28 protein-coding genes are annotated in these 25402 nt (G+C 31.9%); 21 read left to right on the top strand and 7 right to left on the bottom strand.

All coding sequences use genetic code 11. The features are described from left to right. The first annotated feature begins 16 nt into the window (after positions 1–16). Both RR554_RS03070 and citG read left to right on the top strand, forming a co-directional pair. Entirely contained in the window at positions 17–739 is a 723-nt protein-coding gene (locus tag RR554_RS03070; protein ID WP_443081315.1) for a GntR family transcriptional regulator, read from the top strand. Continuing rightward, on the top strand, positions 726–1589 hold the full coding sequence (gene citG, locus RR554_RS03065; protein ID WP_332467400.1) for a triphosphoribosyl-dephospho-CoA synthase CitG: 864 nt from the start codon (positions 726–728) through the stop codon (positions 1587–1589). The genes RR554_RS03070 and citG overlap by 14 nt, the downstream gene beginning before the upstream one ends. Here the strand turns inward: citG and RR554_RS03060 are convergent. Further along, positions 1582–2283 (bottom strand): response regulator transcription factor, encoded by a 702-nt coding sequence (locus tag RR554_RS03060; protein WP_332462765.1) that lies wholly within the window; start codon positions 2281–2283, stop codon positions 1582–1584. The genes citG and RR554_RS03060 overlap by 8 nt on opposite strands. A gap of 118 nt (positions 2284–2401) precedes the next feature. Here RR554_RS03060 and RR554_RS03055 point away from each other — a divergent pair, with 118 nt between their 5' ends. From RR554_RS03055 to RR554_RS03035, 5 genes are all read left to right on the top strand, one after another. Further along, positions 2402–4111 (top strand): sensor histidine kinase, encoded by a 1710-nt coding sequence (locus RR554_RS03055; RefSeq protein ID WP_332462766.1) that lies wholly within the window; start codon positions 2402–2404, stop codon positions 4109–4111. Positions 4112–4212: 101 nt separating this feature from the next. Further along, a complete protein-coding gene (locus RR554_RS03050) occupies positions 4213–5142 on the top strand; it encodes a helix-turn-helix transcriptional regulator (RefSeq protein WP_332467399.1) in 930 nt (309 codons plus the stop codon). Between the two features lie 44 nt (positions 5143–5186). After that, positions 5187–5582, top strand: coding sequence for a DUF3224 domain-containing protein (locus RR554_RS03045; RefSeq protein ID WP_332467398.1), 396 nt, complete (start codon positions 5187–5189; stop codon positions 5580–5582). A gap of 5 nt (positions 5583–5587) precedes the next feature. After that, entirely contained in the window at positions 5588–6223 is a 636-nt protein-coding gene (locus RR554_RS03040; protein WP_332467397.1) for a GyrI-like domain-containing protein, read from the top strand. Then, positions 6220–6597 (top strand): VOC family protein, encoded by a 378-nt coding sequence (locus RR554_RS03035; protein WP_332462770.1) that lies wholly within the window; start codon positions 6220–6222, stop codon positions 6595–6597. The genes RR554_RS03040 and RR554_RS03035 overlap by 4 nt, the downstream gene beginning before the upstream one ends. Positions 6598–6637: 40 nt before the next feature. Here RR554_RS03035 and RR554_RS03030 read toward each other — a convergent pair whose 3' ends face one another. From RR554_RS03030 to RR554_RS03010, 5 genes are all read right to left on the bottom strand, one after another. After that, positions 6638–7969, bottom strand: coding sequence for a GntP family permease (locus RR554_RS03030; protein ID WP_332467396.1), 1332 nt, complete (start codon positions 7967–7969; stop codon positions 6638–6640). 75 nt (positions 7970–8044) lie between these two features. Continuing rightward, positions 8045–8824, bottom strand: coding sequence for a 3-hydroxybutyrate dehydrogenase (locus RR554_RS03025; protein ID WP_332467395.1), 780 nt, complete (start codon positions 8822–8824; stop codon positions 8045–8047). A 22-nt stretch (positions 8825–8846) separates the two neighbouring features. Further along, the gene (locus tag RR554_RS03020; protein ID WP_332462773.1) at positions 8847–9506 is read right to left on the bottom strand and encodes a 3-oxoacid CoA-transferase subunit B; all 660 of its coding nucleotides are present in this window, start codon (positions 9504–9506) and stop codon (positions 8847–8849) included. A gap of 3 nt (positions 9507–9509) precedes the next feature. Further along, positions 9510–10160, bottom strand: a complete 651-nt coding sequence (locus tag RR554_RS03015; RefSeq protein WP_332462774.1) for a CoA transferase subunit A — start codon at positions 10158–10160, stop codon at positions 9510–9512. Between the two features lie 24 nt (positions 10161–10184). Continuing rightward, positions 10185–11375, bottom strand: a complete 1191-nt coding sequence (locus RR554_RS03010; protein ID WP_332462775.1) for an acetyl-CoA C-acetyltransferase — start codon at positions 11373–11375, stop codon at positions 10185–10187. A 230-nt stretch (positions 11376–11605) separates the two neighbouring features. Between RR554_RS03010 and RR554_RS03005 the strand changes: the two genes are divergently transcribed. From RR554_RS03005 to RR554_RS02990, 4 genes are all read left to right on the top strand, one after another. After that, positions 11606–12505: a LysR family transcriptional regulator gene (locus tag RR554_RS03005; RefSeq protein WP_332462776.1), complete on the top strand. Its 900-nt coding sequence runs from the start codon at positions 11606–11608 to the stop codon at positions 12503–12505. A 224-nt stretch (positions 12506–12729) separates the two neighbouring features. Beyond that, positions 12730–13170 (top strand): MaoC family dehydratase, encoded by a 441-nt coding sequence (locus RR554_RS03000; RefSeq protein ID WP_332462777.1) that lies wholly within the window; start codon positions 12730–12732, stop codon positions 13168–13170. Positions 13171–13174: 4 nt separating this feature from the next. Next, a complete protein-coding gene (gene fabV, locus RR554_RS02995) occupies positions 13175–14368 on the top strand; it encodes an enoyl-ACP reductase FabV (protein ID WP_332467394.1) in 1194 nt (397 codons plus the stop codon). A 10-nt stretch (positions 14369–14378) separates the two neighbouring features. Then, complete coding sequence (locus tag RR554_RS02990) at positions 14379–15935, top strand: acyl CoA:acetate/3-ketoacid CoA transferase (protein ID WP_332462779.1); 1557 nt, start codon at positions 14379–14381, stop codon at positions 15933–15935. Positions 15936–15990: 55 nt separating this feature from the next. On the opposite strand, the gene RR554_RS02985 is transcribed toward RR554_RS02990, so the two are convergent. Next, positions 15991–16884, bottom strand: coding sequence for a LysR family transcriptional regulator (locus RR554_RS02985; protein WP_332462780.1), 894 nt, complete (start codon positions 16882–16884; stop codon positions 15991–15993). Between the two features lie 39 nt (positions 16885–16923). Between RR554_RS02985 and RR554_RS02980 the strand changes: the two genes are divergently transcribed. The 10 genes from RR554_RS02980 to alr form a co-directional block, all read left to right on the top strand. Then, positions 16924–17628, top strand: coding sequence for a hypothetical protein (locus RR554_RS02980; protein ID WP_332467393.1), 705 nt, complete (start codon positions 16924–16926; stop codon positions 17626–17628). Positions 17629–17646: 18 nt separating this feature from the next. After that, on the top strand, positions 17647–18114 hold the full coding sequence (locus RR554_RS02975; protein ID WP_332462782.1) for a GNAT family N-acetyltransferase: 468 nt from the start codon (positions 17647–17649) through the stop codon (positions 18112–18114). Between the two features lie 161 nt (positions 18115–18275). After that, positions 18276–19238: an ABC transporter substrate-binding protein gene (locus RR554_RS02970; RefSeq protein ID WP_332467392.1), complete on the top strand. Its 963-nt coding sequence runs from the start codon at positions 18276–18278 to the stop codon at positions 19236–19238. Between the two features lie 239 nt (positions 19239–19477). Further along, positions 19478–19846, top strand: coding sequence for a dihydroneopterin aldolase (folB, locus tag RR554_RS02965; protein WP_332462784.1), 369 nt, complete (start codon positions 19478–19480; stop codon positions 19844–19846). Continuing rightward, the gene (gene folK / locus RR554_RS02960) at positions 19846–20334 is read left to right on the top strand and encodes a 2-amino-4-hydroxy-6-hydroxymethyldihydropteridine diphosphokinase (protein ID WP_332462785.1); all 489 of its coding nucleotides are present in this window, start codon (positions 19846–19848) and stop codon (positions 20332–20334) included. Before folB ends, folK begins: the two co-directional genes overlap by 1 nt. A 5-nt stretch (positions 20335–20339) precedes the next feature. Then, a complete protein-coding gene (gene folE / locus RR554_RS02955; RefSeq protein WP_332467391.1) occupies positions 20340–20903 on the top strand; it encodes a GTP cyclohydrolase I FolE in 564 nt (187 codons plus the stop codon). Between the two features lie 9 nt (positions 20904–20912). Further along, a complete protein-coding gene (locus RR554_RS02950) occupies positions 20913–21503 on the top strand; it encodes a non-canonical purine NTP pyrophosphatase (RefSeq protein WP_332467390.1) in 591 nt (196 codons plus the stop codon). 3 nt (positions 21504–21506) lie between these two features. Then, a complete protein-coding gene (folP, locus tag RR554_RS02945; protein WP_332462788.1) occupies positions 21507–22286 on the top strand; it encodes a dihydropteroate synthase in 780 nt (259 codons plus the stop codon). A gap of 651 nt (positions 22287–22937) precedes the next feature. Then, positions 22938–24287, top strand: a complete 1350-nt coding sequence (locus tag RR554_RS02940; RefSeq protein WP_332462789.1) for an APC family permease — start codon at positions 22938–22940, stop codon at positions 24285–24287. A gap of 121 nt (positions 24288–24408) precedes the next feature. Then, positions 24409–25402: alanine racemase (gene alr / locus RR554_RS02935; RefSeq protein WP_332467389.1), on the top strand; the 994-nt coding region annotated here is incomplete at its 3' end.

Genomic DNA, 25402 nt, shown 5'->3' with positions numbered 1-25402 from the left:
AGAAACAGAAGAAAAGATGAGAGTGATTAGATTGGTAAAAACAGTAGATATTGTTAAAAAGAATATAGATTTGACGTCAAACATTCCATTGAAAGAAGCCATTTATTTAGCCTTGAGAAAAACTATTGTTTTGGGCGAAATAAGTGCAGGAGAGAGAATTAATGAAATGGAGTTTTCTGAGAGCTTTAATATTAGTCGAACACCAATTCGTTATGCGTTACAACGATTATTAGATGAAAAATTAGTGATGCATCAAAAAGGGATTGGAACCATTGTTAAAGGAATCAGCATAAAAGATGCCTATGAAATATACGATATTCGTAAAGCTTTAGATACACTAGCGACTGTTAAAGCAATGGAATTAATGACCGAAGAAGATTTAGTTGAAATGGAAAAATTACTAGAATACGGGGATAAATTAAATGAAGAAAATCGAGTTGACGAATTACTTGATAATTTTTCAGATTTTAATTCCTTTATTTATGAAAAAAGTGAAATGTTACGATTAAAATCAATTGTGACAAAACTTCAAACATACTTAGTTTACTTCCGAGATATTGCTATTCGTTCTAGTGATAGAAGAGATGACGCTATGGCAGAACATTGGTTGATTTATCGAGGAATTAAAAATAAGGATATTGAGCAAATTACATTAATAACTCATGAACACTTAGATCGTTCTTTACGATTTATCGTCAAAGAAATGGAAGAAAGAGAAATTGCTTATGGAGAGAAATAAAAAAATATCAATTATGGCTTATGAAGCCTTACTAGAAGAGGTAAATCTAAGTCCAAAACCAGGACTTGTGGATAGGTTGAACAATGGATCTCACCAAGATATGACGATTGAAACTTTTTATGCGAGTGCTAATGCCATTGCTCCCTACTTTACTAATTATATTCAAATTGGGTATGAGCATAAAGGTACGCCTTTAGAATTGTTCGATAAAATGCGATTTGAAGGAGCTAAAGCCGAAAAAGAAATGATGAGAGCAACCAAAAATATTAATACTCACAAAGGTGCCAATTTTTCATTTGCTGTCATTCTCGGTGCACTTGGAAAATATGAACAAACTTTTTTAGGTGAAGTCTATTCAATGAAAGATATCCATTTAGTTTTAGACTATACATCTAAAATGTGTGAAGGTTTAGCTAGTCGTGATTTTTTAGATTTAAATCAAAAAAAATCCTTATCAAACGGTGAAAAATTATACTTGAAAACAGGAATAACAGGTATTCGCGGTGAAGCTGAATCAGGTTATGCTTCTTTGGAAAAGGTATTATTACCTCAGTTATTAGCGTATAAAGAGTTAACGAGAGATGAGAGAAATTTACGAGGCTTTATTGATTTAATGAGTGCAGTTGAAGATAGTAATATATACCATAGAGGTGGCCTTGAAGGTATTCAATTTTTAAAAAAAGAAGCATTACTAATTAAAGAGAAGGATTTAACCTATGAGGAGTTAATCACAGAAATGAGTGAATTAGATCAGAAAATGATCAAAAAAAATTTAAGTCCGGGAGGTTCCGCGGACTTATTATCTCTTGGTATTTTTCTGTTTTCATTACTAGAAAATAAAATTAGTTAGGACTAAAAGAATAACCAACACCCCAAATGGTTTTTAAGAAGAGAGGTTCCTTTGGATTGTCTTCAATTTTATTCCTTAAATAGTTCATATAAACTTTGACGAGATTTAGGTCACTAGATTGGTCATCCCAAACATTTAGTAAAATTTGTTGTTTAGAAAAAACTTGGTCAGGATTTTCCATGAAAAATAGCATGAGATTAGCTTCTTTTGAAGACATATCAACTTTTTTATCTTCTTTATAAAAGCTGAATGTTTTTTTATCAAAAGTAAACGGACCTGATGTTATTTTTTCTGTTTTTGGCCGTAAATCTTTTTTTATTATTGTGTAACGATTTAACGTACTCATGATTTGAGCTTTTAAGAATTCAATCGAAAAAGGCTTAGTAATATAATAGTCAGCCCCTGTTTCAAGACCAGTGATAATGTCTTGCTCGTCTGATTTTCCACTTAAAAAAATAATAGGAATCAACGGAAATGCTTCTCTTAAGTGTTGGGCCAAATAGTAGCCATCATTTTCATAAGTTAGCCCGACATCCAGTAAAAATAAGTCAAAGGAAATACGAGATGAAATATCAATGGCAGAATCAATAGAATCTGCTTGATAGATTAGTAAACCAGTTGATTGAAATGCTTTCCAACATAATTTACGAATAATTGGATCATCATCAACAATTAATAGCTTTTGATTTTTCAATATAAAATGTCTCCTCCTCAACCATCAAAAATAAAAAGGTGATAGTATGCTGTCAAAACCATCCGATAAGCGGATAAAAATTATGTTTATAACCTTACTAAGTCTAATAGTACTATCAATGTTTTTAATAGTAAATAGCTATTTTAGTATAGAAAAAAGAATTAACCAAAGTGCTGAAGACTACTTAGAAAAAACCAATGAATATGCCATCGGTATTTTAGAACAAACTTTTGAAAAGTATCGAGTTCTCTTGCAAGAGCAGTCATCAGAGTTGATTATGTCTCTTGAAAGCCCTGATAAAAAACAATCCGAGTTAACCTCATTATCAAAAGTAGCAAAGGATGAAATTGAAGGTATTTTTTTAATGGATTCTAAAGGTGAGATCCTCCAGTCTGTTTCGTTTAATAAAAAGGAGCAGCCTCATTTAGACGAGGAATACATCAAACGTGATACTAGTTTACCTGTTTTTTTAGGAAATAAAAAATTACAAAATAGTAAAGAGTATTTTCTCAATGGCTTTTATTATGTCAATTTCTATATTTATGATAAAAAAAATGATAAAACATTGGTTGTGCCTATTAATTTACAAGCGCTCTATAAGAATCAAATAAAAAATGGCAAAAATAACTATCATGGTTATTCGATTGTTAAAAACAAAGATATGGTTGTGATTATGCATCCATCAAATAATCAGATTAATTTGAATATCACTAAAGACAGAAAACGAGAATATCCAAATTTTGATTTTCAAGGCTTAGAAAAAGTTGAAGAGACACAGTTAAGTCAAAAAGAAGGGACTATTTATTACGATTCCTATTGGTGGGATCAAAAGACACCTACAGAGGCTGAAAAATTAAGTGTCTTTAAATGGGTGAATATGGGAGATAGCCATTGGGTTGTTTCAACCAACTCTGATATTAAAGAAAGAAAAGGACTTCCGCTTGCTAATGTATTACTACTATTAGTTATATTTATTATTATTGTGATTATCTTTATTCTTTTTATTATTATTTTAAGACAGTATCAGCATCAGTATAAAGTTTACTTAAAATACAAAGAATCTGAAAAACGCCGAGAAGAAGATCAAATTCGTCATGATTTAGAAAAGAAAATTCAACAAGAATCAAAATTAGAAACTATAGGAATCGTTTCAACAACAATCGTTCATGATTTGAATAATATATTGACTCCATTACTTGGTATTACCAAGTTAATGATGGATGAGTACCAAGACGATGAGGCTTTGTTAAGTGATTTGGAATCCATTTACATTTCAGCTAAGAAGGGTCAGGAGTTATCAAGTAATATTTTAAGATTTTCTAAGTTAGATAGTAAAGAAAAGAAACAGGCTGATTTAGAAGAAGTAATAAAAGATGGAGTAAAAACAATTCGCTTGTTGATTCCCAAAAATGTTGAATTAGTTTTAGATATTAAATCAGATAATTATCCGCAAGTTACAATGGAGCCACAAGATTTGCAGAATGTTTTATTTAATCTAATAACTAATGCGTATCAAGCTATTGGTTCAGCTAAAGGCAAAATTACAATTTCGATGTTCAAAGAAAAAGAAGATAGCCAACAATTTGTACCAGCACATTTTAAAAATAAACAAGTGGTTGTTGTGAGAGTTATGGATGATGGACCTGGTATTCCATTAGAGATTCAGGATAAAGTTTTAGTAACGCCATTTTATACAACAAAAGATGAGGATGGTGGCACGGGTCTTGGTTTGTTTGTTGTAACATCTTTAGCTAAAAAATACGGATGGGATGTTCAACTGTATTCAGGAAATAAAGGGACCAGTTTCTTTATACGTATCCCTATTTAAAAAGCACTTCTCTTAAGTAAAATTAAGAGGAGTGCTTTTTTAGGACAATAAAATAAAAAATATGAGATAATCAATGAAACAAAGAAGTGATGAGGAAGCAAATGAAAATTGAACGAATGATGTATATATTAATTACGTTACTATCTCAAAAATATTTTAAAGCAAGTGACATAGCAGAAATGTATCATGTCTCTTCGCGTACTATTTACAGAGACATTGAGACCCTTAGTTTAGCTGGTATTCCAATATACTCTCGTCAAGGAAATGAAGGAGGTTTCTACTTAGATGAAGATTATAAACTTTCATCATTACTATTTTCAGATATGGAAAAGAGAACATTACTTGAGCTGAGTCAGAGTATATCAACAAGTTACCACCATCCAAAAATGGAAGAATTGAGTCAGAAAATGTCTTATATGATTAAGGATAATGAGACTAGGTCACCGTATTTTTTTGACTTAAGTTTATGGAAGAGTCAAGATTACGCTCTTGAGAAAATTGAACGAGCCATTGAAAATAATCAAGTTATCTCATTTGATTATGTACGATATGATGGAGAAGCAAGTCAGCGAGTGGTTGAACCGATTAATTTAGTATATAAGTCTTACCATTGGTATTTGTATGCTTTTTGTCGTTTGAGAGAAGACACACGTTTATTTCGGTTAAGCCGAATTCGCCACACTAAATTTTTAGAAGAAACCTATAAACAAGAGAATAGAGACACCTTAAACAAAGAAACATTGGAGCAGTTTTTTACTAAATTAGAGCAGAAAATTGAGATGATTCCTGTTGAATTACATTTTAGTAACCAAGTAAAAGCAAAAGTATACGATTCATTTTTGGAAAAAGATATTAAAGAAATGTCAGAGTATATAATTGTAAAAAAAAGTATGCCTGATGAGGAGTGGCTGGTGGAGATGCTTCTTGGATATGGTGAAGATGTAAAAGTCATTTCACCTAAAAGTTTACAAGAAAAAATTATCAACAAGGCTAGAAATATTTTAAAGCAATATGACATACAGGTGTCGTAGTACTTTGTTAAACTAGGTTTAAATTTGATTAAGGAGAAACGAAAATGACAACAAGTATTTTTAATGTAACTAATTGGGAAGAAGTTTTTACAATTGAAAAGAAGATAGCACATGCTGTGGCAACTTATAGCGTTACTGGGGATTTAGAAGGAGAAATGTCAGTCGATTATAGTATCTTTTATTTGGATTATAATGAAGTGGATAGTCATCAATCATCAAGTTCTTTTAAAGGTTTTAATATTTTTACTGGAAAGATTGGCAATCAATCAGGCTCGTTTGCATTAATTGATCAAGGGAGTTTTATTAAAAATGAGTATGAAGCAACAGTTGAAATTATTGAAGGAACTGGAACAGGTGATTTTAAAGCAATCAGTGGCAAAGGAACGTATCACCCAACCTCAGAAGGAATGGAATTGTTGCTAACAATTGAAATGGAGTGATATCAATGAAGTATGAATGGCGTAAAGAAGAAAAACATTTGTATTTTCCTAAAAAAGTAGAAATAGTTGATGTACCGGAATACACTTTTTTTATTATTGACGGCATGGGAAATCCTAATGATGCATTGTTTAGTAAAGAAATAGAAGCTCTATATCAGGCGTCTTATTCACTTCGGATGTTGTTAAAAAAAGGCGAGTTTGGAGAACCTTTTGAGTATACAGTTTACCCATTAGAAGGCTTATGGACAACGAGTGATGGGTCACGTGATGACGGATTAAACAAAGACGCGCTTGTTTACCGCATTATGATTAGACAGCCAAGTGGTGTGACTAAAGAGATGGCTAACCAAAGTTTAGCACAAGTAAAAATAAAAAAAGAAAATCCGTTTCTTGATCAAATTAAAGTTGAACAATATACAGATGGAAAAGTCGTACAAATGCTTCACGTTGGTCCTTTTGAAAATGAAAAATATACATTTGAGAAAATGAAAGATTTTTTAAAGAAAACTTCCTTTGAACCTAAAATGTATATGGACAACTATGCACACCGAGAAATTTATTTATCAGATGCTAGGCGAGTGGCTCCTGAGAAACGAAAAACACTATTAAGATATCAACTAAAGGAGAAAAAAACGTTATGAAATTAGATATGATTGGCATTATTGTTAAGGATATGAAAAGAGCTATAACTTTTTACCAAATGCTTGGATTGAATGTTATTTTTGGAGATGAAAAAGCAGATTATGTAGAGCTTAATAATGCGAGTGTCCGCTTGTCCCTTAATACTAAACAAATGATTACGACAGTACTGGGCTTTGAACCAAAGACTACTGGAGACAAAATAGAACTAGCTTTTTTATGTGAAAATAAAGAAGAGGTTAATAGCCGAGTAGAGTCATTACGTAATGCAAATGTCGAAGTGTTAAAAGAACCTTGGTCTGCTCCTTGGGGACAATATTATGCTTTGGTGAGAGATTATGATGGGAATATTATTAGTTTGTTTGTAGAAGAGTAAAGAAAAAAGAGACTATTTATGTGTAGTCTCTTTCTTTTTCTTAAAAAATAAATCCAGTGAGAATAACAATTATTTCAGCAATTAAGGTTCCAACTGACACGGTAATGAAAGTTTGTTTAAATGCATTTTTATGATTTAAACCTGTCAAAGCAAGGAATGTTAAGAACACGCCACTTTGAGGTACGATAGTTAAAATATTTGAAGCAATTGCTGCAACTCTATGGATCATTTCAGGATCGACGCCCTTGTCTAAGTAAAATTGGGCAAAATTGGGCATAACAATACCAAGTGCTCCAGAGGAAGAACCAGTAATAGCTGACATAGAAGATGTCAAAACGGTTAAACTAATTAAAGGATTTCCTGGAATGTTTAAAATTAAATCAGAGAAAAATTTAAATCCAGGAGCGATCATAACAACAGCTCCAAAAGCAACTGCAGAAGCAGTCGCGAAAATTGGGGCAATTGAACCACTAGCTCCCAAGTTAAATGTTTTTATTTTTTCAGGGATAAAATTTCTAAATAAAATAAAAGCTAAGATAATTGCTGAGAGTAGAGCAATATAAATAATATTTTTCTTTAAAAATTCGCCGCCAAAAATACTACCAGATAGAGCGAGCACGATTAAAAGTAGTAATGGGGAGATGCTAGGGAAAAAGTTAGGTAGTTCTTTTTCTTCAACTTCTTCATTTGCATCTAAAGCATAAGTAGAATAAGTTTCACCTTTAGCAAGACTTTTGTTTAGACAACGTTTCATATAAAATAAACCAAAAGCAATACAACCAATTGACCCTAAGATACTAGGGATAGCAGCTGCAGTTAATGATGTATTTAAATATTGAATAGGAATAACATTTTGAATAGCTGGAGTACCAGGTAGAATAGTCATTGTAAAAGTAGCAATTCCTAACCATAATGGTACCTGTATTAGATTCCAAGATAAATCCATTTTTTTAAATAAACTTCTTGCAAGAGGTAGAACAGCAAACATAACAACGAATAAACTAATACCTCCGTAAGTTAAAATAGCACTTACAGCAAAAATAGCTACAAGGACTTTATAGGGACTGTCATAACCAACTTTTTTAAGTATGTAATCAGCAATAGCTGTTGTTGCACCACTAACCTCCATTAGTTTTGCTAAAATGGAACCCAATAAGAAAATGGCAAAGTAATTTAATATATATGTAGAAAGAGCTCCCATATATTGATTAGCTTCTTTACCTAATAAAGATGTTACAGGATTCATTTGATTAAATAAAATAACGATAGCTGTAGCTAGGGGAGCGGCAATAATAATGTTAATTTCCTTTAGTGAAAAGTATATGATGGCAATAACGCCCAAAAGTACACCAATAGAACCAATAATTTCCATAATAATAAATATCCTCCTTAAGTGAGAAAATAAAAAGACGACTAAAAGTGTCAGTCTCTTTATTTTGCTATTAAACTATTGAGCAGTATAACCGCCATCTAAAATACAAGCTTGTCCAGTAACACCTTTTGCCTTGTCACTTGCTAAGAAAGAAACGTAATCAGCAATTTCTTGCACATCGATTAAACGTTTTTGAGGAACTAGTGGATATAAAACTTCTTCTAACACCTTTTCTAAAGGAATATTACGTGTTTTAGATAAGTCTTCAAATTGTCCTCTAACAAGTGGTGTATCAACATAGCCAGGACAAATAGCATTAACAGTAATTCCAGAATCAGCAGCTTCCAAAGCAGCAACTTTAGTTAAACCAATCAAACCATGTTTTGAAGAGTTATATGCTGATTTACCAGCAAAACCAATTACTCCGTTAATAGAAGCCATGTTGATGACACGACCATGCTTTTGAGCTTTCATCGTTGGAAAAGCACGTTTAATGGCAATAAATGGAGCAATTAACATAATTTTTACCATAAACTCAAATTTATCTGCAGGAAAATCTTCGATCATGGAAACATGTTGAAGACCAGCGTTATTAACTAAAATATCGATACGACCGTATTTTTCAACAACAGTATCAATAGCAGTATTAATAGCTTCTTCACTAGTAACATCACAAAGTACACCAAATGCATCCAATCCTTGAATTTCATATTCGGCAACGACATCGTCTAACTTTTCTTTGTTAATATCTGAAAATACGACAGTTTTTCCTTCTTTTAAGAATGTTTCACCAATTTGTTTACCAATACCACTTGCTGCACCTGTTACGAATACTACTTCTTTTGAATGAGTCATTATAAAATCCTCCAATATTTTTTTATTTTGTTTTATTAATTAGTGTTGCTTCGGTTGCCGCTTGTACTTCTTCAAAAGTAAAATCAGGATGAATCTCAGTCGCACACAAGCCATCTTCTTGGTATTCAAAAACACCCATTTCAGTAATAATCATGCTAACAACATTTTTAGCAGTTAGTGGAAGAGAACAGCTGTTTAATATTTTATGTTTACCTTTATTTGTGTGTTCCATAGCTACTATAACTTTTTTTGCACCAATTAATAAATCCATCGCACCGCCCATACCAGGTACCATTTTTCCAGGAATTAAATAATTAGCAATATTTGCATATTGATCAACTTGAAGAGCTCCTAAAACCGTTGCTGCGACATGTCCTCCTCTAATGATACCAAATGAGGTAGAGCTATCGAAAAATGCCCCTCCAGGTAAAATTCCAACAGGTTGTCCACCTGCGTTAACAATAGATGGGTCAAAATTTTCTTCGGTAGCTGCAGTTAAACCTACAAATCCATTTTCTGATTGAAGTGTAATGGTCACATCTTCTGGAATATAGTTAGCCACTTTAGTTGGAAGACCAATTCCTAAATTAACTAAAGTATTGTTTTCTAATTCTTTAGCAACGCGTTTTGCAATACGTGACTGAACTTCTTCTTTTGATAACTCAACTTGTTTTTCAGACATTGATTATTCTCCTTTCACTAAATAATTTACAAATATTCCTGGTGTATGGATAAAGTTTGGATCAAGATCTCCAACTTCGACAATTTCTCTTGTTTCAACAATTGTTGTAGTTGCGTTACTTGCCATGACTTGGTTAAAGTTATTTTCAGATCCTGAATATTGTAAGTTACCATTTTTATCGGCTTTGTTAGCAAAAACTAATGCAACATCTGCTTTAAGTGGTTTTTCTAATAAATATTCTTTATCATCAATAGTAATAATATCTTTTCCTTCTTCAACTAGTGTACCAATACCTGTTGGTGTTAAGAAGCCACCTAAACCGAACCCACCAGCACGAATTTGTTCGGCTAGAGTACCTTGTGGAACAAGATTAATAACTGTTTCACCATCATTCATTTGTCTACCTGCTTCGCGATTTAAACCAATGTGTGAAGCAATGATAGTTGAAAATTGTTTTTGAGCCACCATTTTCCCGACACCTTTGTCAGGAAAACCAGCATCGTTACAGATTAGAGTTAAATTTTTAACACCTTTTTCTACTAAAGCATCAATTAATTTTTCAGGTGTTCCGTTAGCCATAAATCCGCCAACCATAACGATATCGCCATCATTAATTAACTTAGTAGCATCTTTAATAGTGATCGTTTTACACATTTTTTTTCCTACTTTCTATTCCAATTATTGTTCGTTTTTAACGATAACTGCTGTACCTTGCCCGCCGCCAATACATAGAGTGGCCAAACCATTAGTTGCGTTACGTTTTTTCATTTCATGAATTAGTGAGACTAGGATTCTCGCACCGCTTGCACCAATTGGGTGGCCTAAAGCAATTGCTCCTCCATTAACATTGACAATTTCAGGATTTAATTGTAATTCTTTTAAAACAGCAATTGATTGTGAAGCAAAAGCTTCGTTTGATTCGATTAAATCTAGGTCTGTAACACTTAAACCAGCTTTTTCAAGAGCTTTTCTTGAAGCTGGAATTGGACCAGTTCCCATTAATTCTGGTGCTACACCAGCACTTGCATAGCTTGAAATCGAAACTAAACTTGTTAAGCCTAATTCTTTTGCTTTTTCTTCAGACATTAGCATAACCATTGCTGCTCCGTCATTGATACCAGAAGCATTACCGGCTGTTACAGTTCCTTCACCAGGTAAAAAAGCAGGTCTTAATTTTTGTAAAGTTTCAAAAGTACTTCCGGGTTTTGGATATTCATCTTGTCCCACTAAAATGGGTTCTTTTTTACGTTGTGGAATAGAAACAGGAACGATTTCATCAGCAAAACGGTTAGTTTTAAGAGCGTTAGCGGCTTTTTCCTGACTACCTTGTGCGAACCTATCTTGATCTTCTCGAGTAATAGAGTATTGTTTTGCTACATTTTCAGCGGTAATTCCCATGTGGTAGTTATTAAAAGCATCAGTTAAGCCATCATTAACGAGTGTATCAACAACTTTTCCATTTCCAAGACGTTGACCAAATCTTTGGTTGTCCAATACATAAGCCGCTTGAGACATGTTTTCAACACCACCAGCGATGATAATTTCAGCATCGCCCAAAAGTATGCTTTGAGTAGCTAATTCAATTGCTTTTAACCCAGAACCACATACCATATCTAAAGTAAAGGCAGTTTTATCATTTGGGATACCTGAATGAATGGCAAGTTGTCTAGCAACATTTTGCCCTAAACCAGCATGAAGGACGTTACCTAAAATAACTTCATCTACCATCTCAGGTTTTAATTTAGTTTTTTCTAATATTTGTTTCATAACTGTAGTGCCAAGATCTACAGCAGAAATATTTTTGAATGCACCTCCAAATGAACCAATAGGTGTTCGTAATGCTTCGACAATAACAATGTTTTTTTTCATAATGTTGTTCGACCCTTTCTGTTATGTAAAACGCTTTCTACACACATAAGATATCAGTGAATTAGATTAAAGCAAACTATATAAAATTTAGATAAGTATAAAATTTATTTATACTATACTTGAAAATAGCTTTTAAATAAGCTTTGTGACATAATGAAATAAGAAAAAAGTATAAGTATACATAATAGTTATTGGGTGTATAACTTAAAAGTATAAGAAAGGTGAGCGTGATGGATATAAAACAATTGCGATATTTTATGACTATTGTAGAGAACGATTATAACTTAAGTAGAGCTGCTGAATTACTTTATATTTCACAACCCACTCTAAGTATGATGATTAATGATTTCGAGAAACGTGAAGGGGTTAAACTTTTTAAAAGAGAACGTGGAAGAATTGTTGGTTTAACTTATTTAGGAGAAAACTACTATGATGACGCATCAGAAGTAATAAAAAAATATAACGAAATGTTTAGCCATCTCCATGAACAGTTAAAAGGGGTTAAAGGAACAATAAATATAGGAATCCCTCCACTTGTTTTATCAGTAGTGTTCTCAACAGTAATGCCAAAATTAATTTTAGAAAATCCGGATATAAAATTTAACATCAAAGAAACGGGAGCCTTTGATTTAAAAAATGATTTACTACTGGGAAATGTGGATATTGCTGTTTTGTTGTCTCCAACTGGTTTAGCGGATAATTTGATTGAGACAATTGAAATACAGAAATCTGAGCTTGCAGTTTTTGTTTCGCCACAACATAAATTGGCAAAAAAAAAGAAAATTAAATGGCAGGATTTAGATAATGAAAAATTGGCTTTATTTGATTCAACATTTATGATTCATCATCTTTTAAATGAGACATTTGAAAGGCATCAAGTTCACCCTAATATTATTTTGACTTCGGGGTCTTGGGACTTTATGTTAAATTCAACAAAAATTAATCATGATATTGTTACTATTTTACCTAAACCAACTATTGATCTCTATCAAGTGACAGATGTTGTTTGTATTCCGATGGAGCGTCCAGTTTCGTGGAAAGTAGTTTTAACTAGATTAAGAAAAGAAAATTATTCAAAAATAGAATCATATATAGTTGACTCATTAACACAGTCTTTTATTGAAAATTAACATTATGTTTCAAAGATTTTGAAATAATAAAAAACAATTTCATAACTTTAAGTTATACTCTGTATGAAAAAACAGTATTAGATATTATCACAAAAAGGTATTATATTCGAGTTGTTAAAAAGAGCAGTCGAAATATAATACATAGTGGTTATATCTTTTATTGTTTTTTTATTTTATTTTTTATTGCTCAATAATTAACAAAATAAGATAGGAGTGGAATGTAGATGCAAAAAGAATACAAAAGTATTACGCAAGAAAATATTGAAATTGGTCAAATTGCTGAAAAGTCAAAACGAGTAACAGAACAAGATGTGGATATGTTTGCTCAAACAACCGGCGATATGAATCCAGCGCATACTGATGAGGAGTATGCAAAAAATAGTATTTTTAAAACTAAAATTGCTCACGGCATGTTAGGTGCGGGTTTAATTTCAGCGACTTTAGGAATGGACTTACCAGGCCCTGGTACTATTTATTTAGGGCAAGAACTAAAATTTATACACCCAATCTTTTTTGATGATGTTATTGTGGCAAAAGTTGAAGTAGTAAATCTTATCGATAAAAAGAAATTTATTATAGCAGAATTACATACGACTGTAGTAAATCAAGATGGCGAATTATTAATAGATGGAAAAGCAACTGTTATTCCACCAAAGGGAGAGTAAAAGAATGAAAGTAGAAATGAAATTAAAAGGTAACGTAGCAAGAGCGGTTAATCCATATGGTTGTAAACAAGAAGTATTAAATCAAATAAATTATGTAAAAGAACAAGGTGCTTATGATGGTGCCAAAAAAGTTTTAGTATTGGGTGCATCTTCAAGCTACGGTTTAGCAAGTCGAATAACTACAGCTTTTGGTAGTCAAGCGGATACAATAGGAGTTTCATTTGAAAGAGGACCAAAAGATGAAACCATGTTAGGTACTGCTGGATGGTATAACAACATTTTCTTTAGAGAGTTTGCTGAAAAAGAAGGTTTAATTGCAAAAAACTTTATAGGTGATGCTTTTAGTTTAGAAATGAAAGAACAAGTTATTTCTTACATCAAAGAATCATTTGGCGGGAAAATTGACTTATTGGTTTATAGTTTAGCTGCTCCGAAACGAACAGACTACAAAACAGGTGTAACATATTCTTCAGCATTAAAACCTGTGGGACAATCTGTAACAGGGGAAAATATTAATTTAGAGAAAGAAGAGTTGTTTACTCAAGTCGTTGAAGCTGCCACTGAAGAAGAAATTGAAGGTACAGTTAAAGTTATGGGCGGTGAAGACTGGGAATGGTGGATTGAATTATTAAAAGAAGCTGGCTGCTTAGCAGATGGATTTAAAACATTACTATATTCATACATTGGACCAGATGTTACGCATGCATTCTATCATGATGGCTCTCTAGGAGTTGCAAAAGAACAAGCCGAAGAATCTTCAAAACGTATTAATGAGACTATAAAAGATATCAATGGTCAAAGTTTAATCTGTGTTTCAAAAGCTGCAACAACAAAAGCAAGTGTTGTTATACCAATCTTACCTAAATATTTAATTTGTTTATATAAAGTTATGTTAGAAGAAGGTACTCATGAAACACCAATTATGCATAAAGATAGAGTGTTTAGAACAATGTTATATGGCAACGAAGCGAACTATGATGAAAGAGGACGTTTACGTCCAGATAGTTGGGAATTATCTGATGCTACTCAAGAAAAAGTAAATGAATTGATGTCTAAATTAACAGCGGATAATTTTAAAACAGATTTGACAGCGTATAGTCTATTTAAAAAAGAATTTTTAAATTTAAATGGATTTGAAGTTGAAGGTAATACGATTGATGAAGTTAATGTTGAAGAATTAAAAGCAATGAAACCTTAGGAGGAAAATCATGACTGTAAAATTTATTAAAGCAACAGAAGTTCCATCTTTAATTAAAGATGGTGATGTGCTTGCAGTTGAGGGCTTCATTGGAACTGGAGTGGCAGAAGAAATTCATGAAGCAATTGAAATAAATTACGAAAAATATCAACAACCAAAAGATTTAACATTGTTATATGCAGCAGGAATTGGTGATAGTGGTGAAAGAGGTTTAAATCACTATGCTAAAGAAGGTTTACTGAAACGTGTTATAGGAGGTCACTGGGGATTAGCACCTAAACTACAACCTTTAGTTTCTGCTAATTTGATTGAAGCATACAATTTTCCTCAGGGAGTTTTGTCACAAATGTTTAGAGAAATGGCGGCTAAAAAGCCATTTCTAATTTCTAAAGTTGGTTTGGGAACATTTGTTGATCCAGATATTTCTGGTGGAAAATTAAACGAAGTAACAAAAGAAGATTTAGTTACCAAAATGAGTTTCAATGGTGAAGATTATTTAGCTTATAAATTATTAGCCCCAAATATTGCCATTATGAAGGGAACTTACGCTGATGATAAAGGTAATATTTCTTTTGATGATGAACCATTGACTCTAGAAGCAACCTCTTTAGCTATGGCAGTTAAAAACGCGGGAGGTATTGTTATTGTTCAGGTGAAAAATCGTGTTTCAGTAGGTTCTCTTGATCCAAAATTAGTTAAAATTCCTGGCTTACTTGTTGACTACATTGTTGAAGTTGAAGATGAACGTAAACATATGCAAACTTTTGGTACTCAATTTAATTCTGATTTTATTAAATCAAATGTTATTAAATCAGAAGGAGCTGCTAATGTTCCTTTAAATGAACGAAAAGTAATTGCTAGACGTTCTGCTGAATTAATTCCTTCAGATGCCAAGATTGTAAATTATGGTATTGGAATGCCAGAAGTTATTTCTTCTGTTTTAAAAGAAGAAGGCGTAAATGATCGCTTCACTACAACTATTGAACCAGGAAGCTTTGGTGGAATTCCAGTTGGTGGTTTAGATTTTGGAGCAGCTATTTCTCCAGAAGCTATTATCGATCAATCGTATATGTTTGACTTTTATGATGGCGGAGGAATTGATATTGCCTTCTTAGGTCTTGCGGAATGCGATAAACATGGTAATATCAATGTATCAAAATTTGGACCTAAAATTGCTGGAGCTGGCGGATTTATTAATATCACACAAAATACTAAGAATGTTGTTTTTTGTGGTACGTTTACTGCAGGTGGCTTGAAGACTGAAGTAAGAGATGGCAAGTTAAACATTGTGAATGAAGGTAAAAAATCTAAGTTTGTTGAAGACGTTGAACAAATAACTTTCAGTGGTGATACTGCTATCAAAAATGGTCAAAACATTTACTATGTTACAGAACGCGCTGTCTTTAAATTAGTTGAAGAAGGCGTTGAATTAATTGAAATAGCGCCAGGTATTGATATGGAAAAAGATATTTTTGCTCATATGTCTTTCAAACCAATTGTATCTAAAGAACTAAAAATGATGGATGAGAGAATCTTTTTAGACAATAAAATGAATTTAAAATATTAATACAAAAAGAGGTTGAAATTTATTTTCAACCTCTTAATTAATTTAGATATTGTGATTATTTCGTTTGAAAAAAATGAATAAAAAAATCTTCAACAAATTCGATTAAGTGATTATGATAGATGTTTTCTAATCTACATATTTTTACTATCCAACTAAAACGTGGTTCAAGTGGACGGGATAGTAGTGTTTTTTCTGAATAATGCGGGACAATAGGTGCTGGCAAAATAGTAACAATATCAAGTGATTCACACATACTTGCTAGCAAATCCCAGGCTCCTGATTCAAAGAAAATATGTGGAGTAACTCCTGCTACTTGAAAGTTTTTTTTAATTTGATGATGAATCATAAATGAGTTATTTAAAAGAATAATTTTTTCATTTGCTAAATCTGGATAAGTTAGCGGACTCTGACTTTTAGCAAAAGGATGATGTTTGTTGAATATAACAACAGCTTGATCCTCAACGACTGTTTTACTTTGAATATTATTTGTTGTGATTGGATCGATTAAAAAAGCAATATCAATTTCTTGAAGAAGCAACATTTTTTGTAATTCGTAAGCACCCGCTTCAATGATTTCTAATTGAATATTTGGATTATCAAGAATAAATTGAGGAATAGCTTTCTTAAAAAGAACAGTTAAAATAACTGGAGGAATACCGACTCTAATAGTACCCTTTATTGTTGTTTTGTTGATTCTTAAATCTTGCATCAATATATCATATCTCTTTAAAACTGATAAAGCATTCTCATAAAATTCTTTACCGATAGGAGTTAAGTCAACAAGCCGTCCTTTGGATCTAACGAATAATTCAACATTTTCCTTATCTTCAAATTCTTTAATAAATTTTGTCAGACCGGGTTGAGAAATAAGTAATATCTTTGCAGATTGAGAAAGATTAAAATTATTTTCAACAATAGTTGTAAAATATTCTAAATGTTTAATGTCCATATGAACCTCCAATAATAAATAGAATAGGAAAGAAATAAAATGTATCTTAAAGACATTGTAGCGAATTATTTACCAAACATAAAGGTGAAAAATAATTTCTTAGTTATCGGCATCACAGGAAACATCGCATCAGGTAAATCTACATTTGCTGATTACCTGAGGCAAGAGTTACTAAAAACTTTTCCTGATGAAAAAATTGAAATCATTTCGACAGATGATTTTCTTTTTAGTAATAGTTATTTACATCAACATAATTTATTTGAAAAAAAGGGTTGGGAACAGAGCTACGATATTAAAAAAATAGATGCCTTTTTTGATAGTTTGATAAAAAAAAATTACGGTTTATTAAAAGGTCGATACTCTCAAAAGCATGGAGATATGATGGAAAACATCCAAATTATTAATCAACCAACTGTTTTAATTTTAGAAGGAACAATGGCGTTAACAGCAATGTTTTCGAGATTCATTAATTATTCTATTTACTTGGAAGTTGATTTATTAACTAACTATAATTGGTTTAAAAAACGATCATTAGAAAATTTATCTAGCAAAATAGAATATCAACATCTTGATGAGTATGAGGCAATTAATGTTATCTATGCTGTATGGGAAAAAATCAACATAAAAACTTTTTATAAATATATAGAACCTAACAAAAACAAAGCAAATCTTTGCATCGAACTAGATGCTAATCATCAAATAAAATATTATAATGAAAGAAAATTTGATTTGATTTGTTGCTAATTTAGTGGGAGAAGGTAAATGAATTTAGTATTAAGACGGGTAACGATAACTGATTTAACAATAGAAATGATACCAACTTTTATGAAATACCATAACGATCTGGAGTGGATGATTTTTCAAGGCTTAAAAGGATTAACATTGGTAGAGTATCAGGAAAAATTACTTGTAAAAACTGACTGGTTTGAAGGAAAACAGATAGGAATAATCGACAATGAAAATAAAAAATTAATTGAAGATATTTACGTGAAATTTGATTCATTATCAACATGTACTATTGGTTATACCATTCGTCCAGAATACGCCAAAATGGGTTATATGAAAGAAACTTTGCAAGGTTTAATTAGTTGGTTGAAAATGCAAGAAATAACAGAAGTTTGTGCGACTGTACTAATGGAAAATGAAGCTTCGATACAATTATTGCGAAGTTTATCTTTCAATATTTTTCAGGAAAATACGAAAGAATGTATATTAAATCGATTTTTATAAATAAAAAAACTATTATCTAGAGACCTGTACGTTTTAATATTCATACAGGTCTTTTTTTTAACCTGGGAATTTTGAGCATTTGTTTTGATAATAATTATGTGATTTGTTAAAATCGAACAAGTAATAATAACACTCATTGTCATAGGTAAGGGGGAATAACAATGAAAAAATTCTTTTTAATATCCGGTCTTTTAGTGTTAAGTTTAATACTCGTATCTTGTGGGAATCAAGTAGCTACAATAGTGAAGACTGATTTTGATTCTGTGGAGTTCAAAGCGAAAGAAAAAGAAAAGAAAATAGTTTATTTAGATAATGAATATGTCATGAAGTATCCAACTACCAATATTGTAACGGCAAGTTTGGAAGCAATGGAAGATGCAGTAGCACTTGGGATAGAACCTTTAGGAGCAGTAAGTAGAAATGGTGAGATACCCAATTATTTAGTTTCTGATTTAGGTAAAAATATCGTTGATGTGGGAAAGCTATCAGATCCCAATCCAGAACTAATAAAGGTCCTACAACCAGATATTATATTAGGTTCAAATGAATTTGATAAAGAAAAAACAGCAACTCTTGAAGATATAGCATCAACAATAAACCTTTCTCATACATCAGACACTTGGCGAGATAGCCTATCGTTACTTGGTGAAGTTTCTGGAAATAAAGAGAAGGCGACAACATTAATTTCAGAATACAATGATGATTTAAAAAATATTAAAGAACTGAATCCAGAAATTAAGAATCTATCTATTCTTATTTTACAAGTAAAAGATGAAGAACTTTATATGTTTGAAAGTCAAGAGTACTATAATTCAATGCTTTATGACGAGTTAGGGTTTAAACAGCCAGCAAAAATAGAGGAAAATAAGGAAAGAGAAATAATTTCGATTGAAGAATTAGCTAAAATAAATCCAGATATTATTTTAGTGGAATTTTCAACACATGAAAATCATAGAAATGATGATTTTGTTAATGATCTAAGAAGAAATTCTCTTTGGAAAAATATGAAGGCAGAAAAAGAAGACCGAGTTTATTTTAATTTAGTTGATGATGGTTATCAAGGTGAGACATATTTAAGCAAAAGAGCTATGTTAGATGAACTAAATAAAAAGGTATTATTTTAAATTTGACGTAAGAATTGTTATTAAACAGCCAATTTATTAAAGACTTGATAAAAATTTAATATTGTAGTAATAAAGAGTGCTAATACAAGGGGATAGCCTCTTTTTTTGTTTTTAATAATCTTAAAAAATTGGTAGTTGTAACTTACAAAATATGATAGGATAACGTTATTAACTGATAATTTTGTGACAAAATTTGAATAATAGTTAATTTATTAAAAATCATAAATTGAGGTGTCAAAATGGGAAAAATTCGTATTAACAATCTTAAATTTTTTACAAAAAATGGTGTATTAAAGGAAGAACGTGTACTTGGTCAACAATTAGAGGTTGACGTAGAATTAACCATGGATTTAACAAAAGCTGGAAAAACAGATAATGTTGAAGATACAGTCAGTTATGCTGAAGTAAATGATAAAATTGCAGAACGATTAGCTAAAGATTCGTTTGATTTAATAGAGGCTGTTGCATCAGCTATTTTAGATGATATTGAAGTAGAACATGGGAGCAAGTTGGAGAAAGCATTGATAAGAATTAGAAAATATAGTGTTCCAATGCCTGGCATTTTCGATAACATAGAAATTGAGATGGAAAGAGAGATGACTAAATAATGCCAGTTGCATATTTAGCATTAGGAAGTAATCTTGGTGATAGTCTTGTTTTACTTAAAGATGCAGTGTCTCTTCTTTCAAATGAAAAGGATATTATTGTGTCTAATAAATCAAAAATATATGAAACAGAACCTTATGGCGGTGTCTCACAAGATAATTTTTTGAATGCTGTTGTAAAAATAGAAACAAGTTTGACTCCTATTGAGTTATTGGATGTCATTCAAGAAATAGAAATAAAACTTGGCCGTGAGCGTATTATAAGATGGGGTCCAAGAACAATTGATATTGATATTTTATTGATGGAGGGAATTGAGATGACCAGTGAACGTCTTAATATACCTCACATTGAATTAGTTAAAAGATCATTTGTCCTTATCCCACTGAAAGATGTTTATGAGAATAAGACATTATTTGGTGAGTCGATAGACCAATTAATAGAAGATACTGGTAATAAAGATGATGTTTGGCAAAGCAAAGAAAGTTGGTAATGGTTATGGAAAATGAAAATCAAAAGAAAATAGAATTAGCAGTAACTCATATTTTAGAAGCAATAGGAGAAAATCCTGAAAGAGAAGGGTTAAAAAATACACCTAAGCGAGTGGCAAAAATGTATGCAGAAGTTTTTAGTTCATTAGAAGGCCCGGAGTTTGATGATTACGCCCTATTTGATAGTAAAAATGATAATGATATGGTGTTAGTAAAAGATATTCAATTTTACTCGATGTGTGAGCATCATTTGCTACCATTTTTTGGTAAAGCACATGTTGCGTATGTTCCTGAAGGTAATAAAGTGTTAGGGTTGAGTAAACTTCCTCGCTTAGTCGAGTTTTGTGCTAAACGACCCAATGTTCAGGAAGATTTAACTATTATGATAGCTGAAGAGTTGATAAAACATGTTCCTGTTAAAGGCGTTGCTGTATCGATTGAGGCTGAACATATGTGTATGACAATGCGAGGAGTAAAAACACCACATAGTTCAACAAAATCTTTCCATTATACAGGGGTTTTTAAAGAAGACCGTGAGTGGAAAAATGATTTTTTGAAAGCTATTGATTAGGTAGATTAGATGGATATTATTGTTGGAACAAATAATCATAGTAAACTAAAAGAAATGCAAGATAGTATAGGAAATCCTACAATTAATTTAATTTCCTATACAACGATTATAAATAAATTATTGAATTTTGAAGAGACAGGGAAGAATTTTAAAGAAAATGCCATTGAAAAAGCTACAAATTATGCCAACTATATAGAGCAACCAGTATTAGCTGATGATGGCGGACTTATTTTGGAGGCATTTCCTGAGTTGTTAGGGATAAAAACAGCTCGCTTTTTTTCTAAAGGTGCCTCAGATAGTCAAAAAAATGAAGAATTACTTAAATTATTGGAGAATAAATCTGATAGCCGTAAACTAACACTTTTTTCAACGATATCCTATGTATATCCAGATGGAAAAGTACTTTTGGTAGAAGAAAAACTTGAAGGAGAATTAGCTGAGAAAGAGACAGGAGCTCTAGGTTACGGCTTTGATCGGATTTTTTATCTACCAAACCGCGGAAAAACATTGGCAGAACTAGCAGATGATGAAAGAAATAGCTACAGTCCTCGAGTTTGTGCTTTAAAAAAAATCATTCAATTAATAGAGGAGGAATCTTAGTTAATGATGGAAAATGTAAAAATAATGGGTATTGTTAACGTGACACCAGACTCATTTTCAGATGGTGGAAAATTTTTTGATGCAAGTGACGCGATAGAACATGGACTAAAATTAATAAAAGATGGCGCTGATATTTTAGATATAGGTGGACAGTCGACTCGTCCAGGCTATATTGAAGTATCAGCTGAAGAAGAAATTAATCGAATTGATCCAGTTATAAAAGGAATAAGAAAAATAAGTGATATACCAATTTCTATTGATACCTATTTTCCAGAAGTTGCAGATCATGCATTATCAATTGGAGCTGATATAATTAATGATGTCCGAGGATTAGACTTACCAGGAATGATGGACGTAGCTATTCAGTATCCTGAAAGTGATTTAATTATTATGCATTCTAGACCTAGAAAAAAAGAAATGACTGTTGAAGAAGATATTCAAAGTTTCTATGAAGAAAAATATCAAGCTTGCCAAAAAGCTGGTATTGCTAACAATCGAGTTTATTTTGATCCAGGTATTGGTTTTGGAAAAACAGTTGAAGAAAATATTGATATTTTAAAAAATCCATCGAAATTTCGTTTTAAAGATTTTCCGTTATTATATGGTGTTTCTAGAAAGCGAACAATCGCTCAACTAGTAGATGAAAATAATCCTTTAGAACGTGATTATGCTTCAGTTACCGCGACATTATTTTCAGCTATTAAAGGAGTAGAAATTATCAGAGTTCATGAAGTCAAAGGAATGAAAGATGCATTAACTGTTTGGCAAAAACTTTCAAATTAAAAGATAATAGTTAATCAAAACTTGTGAAATATAGAGTAAAGTAAATAAATAATAAAATTTCTTTTTAGTTAAAAAGGAATGATTCAATAAATAATCACTTTTTATATTCGACTTTGTGAAAAATAAACCTATACAAACATCATTATTTAGATGTTTGTATAGGTTTTTTATTATAAGTCAAATAAGGAATAGTGATTATTCTAATTAGTGAACCGTTTAAGAAAAGGAAAATGCTATACTTTATTTGCACAAGAGTAAGCGCTTTAAAATGGCTTTAAGTGAATAAACAGACATGATAAGCGTTTAAAACGAGCAAAAAATATTCATATTATTGAAATATTTAGTTGCTTGGTCAAATGGAGAGAGAAAGGAGAGACGTTTTTAACATACTTTATTATCAAAATAATTGAGTAATTAGGAAAGAAAACCTAGCCTGCTAAATTATTAAATAAAGTTTTTACCGGATTCATTTAAATAGATAAATCGAAAATAACTTAATCAAAAATCATTAACTTAGTAAACATTATCAATGATGAGAAAGCGAACTAAATAGAATGTAACCGTTTTTTGTTATTTATAATGACCACAATGAAATTATTAAAAATTATTTAGTAATGTAAAATTTTGAAAAAAATTATTGGAGGTATAAATATGTCTGATAGTGGTACTCATCAGTTAAAGAAAACGTTAGGCTTTACAGTTGCCCTAACAACGATCATTGGGATGGTTGTTGGTTCTGGGATATTTTTTAAACCATATGCAATTTTTAATGCAACAGGTGGTGCACCAGGGTTAGGAATGTTGGCCTGGGTTGTAGCAGGTCTGTTATCAATGGCAGGTGCCTTAACAGCTGCAGAAATCGCAGGAATGATTCCTAAAACAGGTGGAATGGTAACGTATATTCATGACATTTATGGACCAAAACTAGGTTTTATGACTGGTTGGGTGGATTCAACACTTTACCAAACCGGCTCTACAGCAGCAATTGCGGTTGTATTCGGAATTCAAGCAGCAAGTCTTTTAGGGTTTCCAGCAGACAATTACTGGCCGAAAGTATTACTTGCAATTGGCACAACTGGATTTTTAGCTATTATGAATAACTTTGGAGCTCGTACGAGTGGTATTATCCAAAATATAGCAACTGTGGGTAAATTAATTCCATTAATTACAATCATTGCAGTCAGTTTCTTTAAAGGAACTGGTAATGATGTTTTGACACCTTTATTAGGACCTGATTTGAATCCAGGTAAGGCATTTTCTTTAGCATTACTTGCAGCCTTATTTGCTTTTGATGGTTGGATGGGTGTAGGAATGATTGCTGGAGAAATGAAAAATCCTGGAAAAGATTTACCTAAAGCACTTATCTTAGGTATCTCCGCAGTTTCTATTATTTATATAGTTATGAACGTTGCCTATCTTTGGGTACTTCCAGCAGATCAATTAATGTTAACTGAAACACCAGCAGCAGATGTATCAAAAGTATTATTTGGTGCTAGAGGGGGACAATTTGTCTCTATTGGTATTTTAATATCTGTGTTTGGTGGTTTGAATGGTTACGTCTTTACGGCAGCAAGATCTACTTTTACATTAGCTCAGAGCGACCGTATTCCATTTAGTAATGTGTTGAAAAAAGTTAATAAAAATGGTGTGCCTTCTAATGCAACTTGGTTTGTATTTATTGTTTCATCATTATATTGCTTAACTGGTAAATATGATTTGCTAACTGATTTATCAACATTTATGGTTTGGAATTTCTATATTTTAACGTTCTTTGGTGTGATTAAATTAAGAAAATCTCATCCGGATGCTGAACGTCCTTATAAAGTTCCTTTTTATCCAGTTATTCCAATTATAGCAATTGCAGGTGGTGCTGCTGTGGTTATTAGTACAATCATCACTCAATTTACTTACGCACTTGCAGGTATTGGGATCATGTTATTAGGACTTCCAGTGTACGCTTATTATGAAAAGAAAGAAAAAAAAGAAAAATTGAATAGCTAATTAAACATTTGTAATTCACGCCTAGTTTTACTTGCACTTGCATGTAGGCGTGATTACGAATGTTCTTTTTTTAAGAAATGTTATTAATACAAATTATTTATAATCGAAAGAAGGAAAAGTCATGGTACCAAGTTTTTGTAGACCAAGTAGAGTAGTCGTTGATTTAGAGGCAATTCGTCATAATGTGTCAGAAGAGAAAAAAAGAATTGGAATAGAAAAAGAACTTTTTGCTGTTGTTAAGGCAAATGGATATGGACATGGAGCAGTTCAAGTGGCTAAAGCGGCAATTGAAGCAGGCGCAACAGGGCTTGCAGTATCTAATCTTGACGAAGCTTTGGAGTTGAGACGAGCAAACATAGTCGAACCGATTTTGGTTTTAAGCTATGTATCTATTGAATTTGTTCCACTTGCAATCGCAAATGATATCACTTTAACAGCAACTAATTTAGAGTGGATTAAAGACTTAAATAATATTGTGAAACAATCAATAAAGATTCATTTAAAAATAGATTCGGGGATGGGGCGAGTTGGCTTAAATGATATTGATGAAATGAAAGAAGCTAATCAGATTTTAAAAAGTAACTCGTTAATAAATTTTGAAGGATTATTTACTCATTTTGCTAAAGCAGATTCGCGCGACACGTCGTATGTTGTGTTACAACAAGAAAGGTTTACAAAAGCAATTGATATTTTTGGTCGTGACATTAAATATATTCATGCCTCAAATTCTGCTTTGGCATTATGGCATGATGCATGGGAAAGTAATTTGGTCAGATTTGGTGTCGCGATGTATGGCATGAACCCTTCAGGAACAGAGGTTAAGGAACCATTTATTCTTAAACAAGCATTAACTCTTGAAACAGAAATCACTCATGTTAAACAACTAGAACAAGGCGAAAAAGTTGGATATGGCATCACTTATGAGACAAGTGAAAAAGAGTGGATAGCAACATTACCAATCGGTTATGCTGATGGTCTTGTTAGAAAATATCAGGGATTTGAAGTGTTAGTAAATGGCAAAAAAATGCCTATTGTCGGAAGAATATGTATGGATCAATGCATGATTAAACTGGATGAAAAATTACCAGTTGGAACTAAAGTAACCATCTTTGGTT

The sequence above is a fragment of the Vagococcus sp. genome (assembly GCF_036639995.1).
Taxonomy (GTDB): domain Bacteria; phylum Bacillota; class Bacilli; order Lactobacillales; family Vagococcaceae; genus Vagococcus.
The sequence above is the reverse complement of the archived record's forward strand: the minus strand, read 5'-3'. Positions and strand labels throughout refer to the sequence as shown.